This window comes from Arthrobacter sp. JCM 19049, from assembly GCF_001310435.1.
Genome location: NZ_BAXF01000445.1, coordinates 1 through 1,757, shown reverse-complemented (window position 1 = coordinate 1,757; position 1,757 = coordinate 1). Strand labels below are relative to the sequence as shown.

At 60.8% G+C, this 1,757-nt stretch carries 3 protein-coding genes; 2 read left to right on the top strand and 1 reads right to left on the bottom strand.

Features of this window, described 5'->3' with window-relative positions:
- Positions 1-115 precede the first annotated feature (115 nt).
- Entirely contained in the window at positions 116-652 is a 537-nt protein-coding gene (locus JCM19049_RS13210) for a hypothetical protein (protein ID WP_054821814.1), read from the bottom strand.
- Between the two features lie 341 nt (positions 653-993).
- On the opposite strand from JCM19049_RS13210, the gene JCM19049_RS13205 reads away from it, so the two are divergent.
- Both JCM19049_RS13205 and JCM19049_RS20950 read left to right on the top strand, forming a co-directional pair.
- Entirely contained in the window at positions 994-1,479 is a 486-nt protein-coding gene (locus JCM19049_RS13205; RefSeq protein WP_054821813.1) for a CarD family transcriptional regulator, read from the top strand.
- A 109-nt stretch (positions 1,480-1,588) separates the two neighbouring features.
- Positions 1,589-1,757 (top strand): 2-C-methyl-D-erythritol 4-phosphate cytidylyltransferase (locus JCM19049_RS20950; protein ID WP_306420808.1); only part of this gene is annotated, 169 nt, incomplete at its 3' end.

Below are 1,757 nucleotides of genomic sequence, written 5' to 3'. Positions count from 1 at the left end.
CCCGAACCGTGAGCTATGCGCGCTGGGTGCCGCACGCATTAAAGCGAAGGACCGGCGCACCTGCCCTTGCTGGGGTGGTGTGCCGGTCCTTCGGTTGGTCGTCCGGGCCTGCCGCCTAGTGGCTGCCGCCGTGCTCCGGCTGCTCGCTCGGGGTCAGGTGGTCGGTGGTCGACTGCTCGAAGCCGCCGGGAACGAATTCGCGGTACTCCTTCAGGGTGCCGTCCACAACCGGAATGCTGGTCTCCACGCTTTCACCCTCGGTGCTCAGGGTGGCTTCGGCGTGCTCACCGGGGGCCACGTTCAGCCCGTCCACGACGAATTCCTTGGATTCAAGCTTCACAGTGCCCGAGGCGTCGACCGGAATCTTCACGGCGCTGGCGTTGCCAGCCTTGACGCTCAGGGTCAGGGAGCTGTCCGAGTTGTTGACAACGCTGCCAATCAGGCGGGCTTCCTGGTGCTCGGCATTGGTCACCAGCAGCAGGTTGCGGACCTTGGCGTCGGCGACATCGGCAATGATGCCATCGCTCGGGGCATAGTTGGTGGTGGTTTCCTGCTGGTTAATGGCGCCACAGCCAGTGACACCCAGTGCCAACCCGGCCAGGGCGAGGGACGCGGCGATACGGCGTCCAGCGGTCATGCGTGCGGTGATCACGACACAAACTCCTCGATGAGAATAGTGAGTTGCATGGTTTCGTGGTGCACTTTCGGGGTTCTGCAATTTTCGAAACAGGCCACACGAAGTCCACGACTATTACCTAGCCTAACGGTTTAAGCTTGAAAAGCGTGATTTGGCGAGCTGTAACACTGGACAACCCCGACGGTGGGAAAGGGGCTTGGGTTGTCCGTTGGACTCTGAACTACTTTCTTCATACCACGTTTCTCCCCCGTTTGGAAGAGTGAAAACCGCATGAATTCGCGGTTATTGGGGCATAGGTAACAGCGGCCAAAAAACCGGTCGTGGTAGACTAGTACGTGGGAAAGGGGTTTATCCACATGGTTTTTGAGGTTGGCGAGACTGTAGTCTACCCGCACCACGGCGCGGCAATGATCGAAGAGATCAAGATGCGCAAGATCAAGGGCGAAGAGAAAATGTATCTCAAGCTCAAGGTGGCGCAGGGTGACCTGACCATCGAGGTCCCGGCCGAGAACGTTGACTTGGTTGGAGTGCGTGACGTGGTCGGTCAGGAAGGCTTGGACCATGTGTTCGAGGTCCTTCGTGCTGAATTTACCGAGGAGCCGACCAACTGGTCGCGCCGCTACAAGGCAAACTTGGAAAAGCTTGCCTCCGGTGATGTCATCAAGGTGGCAGAGGTCGTGCGTGACCTGTGGCGCCGTGAGAACGACCGCGGCCTGTCCGCGGGCGAGAAGCGCATGCTGTCCAAGGCGCGCCAGGTGCTGATCAGCGAATTGGCGCTGGCCAAGGACCTGGACGAAACCAAGGCCGAAGGGCTCTTGGATGAGGTTTTGGCTTCCCACTAGGTCAGTGGGCACACCGGGGCGCGAACCCCGGCTGAGAATCATCGACCGTGGTCGGTTACTACAGGTAACCAACCACGGTTCTCTCGTTTAACCAGCAGCGCGCGGCCTCGTGGCGCCGGGGCACAGTAGGCTGGAAGACGTGAATGAACACCCCAACGTTGATGCCGCGCTGATCCTGGTCGCGGCCGGCAGCGGCACCCGCCTGGGTGCCGGAATCCCCAAGGCGCTGGTGACCATCGAGGGCCGCAGCCTGCTGCAGCACTGCCTGGACCGGGCCA

What these genes read in the sequence shown, in the direction of transcription:
- JCM19049_RS13205 (WP_054821813.1), top strand. Translation starts at nt 994, where the DNA reads ATGGTTTTTGAGGTTGGCGAGACTGTAGTCTACCCGCACCACGGCGCG.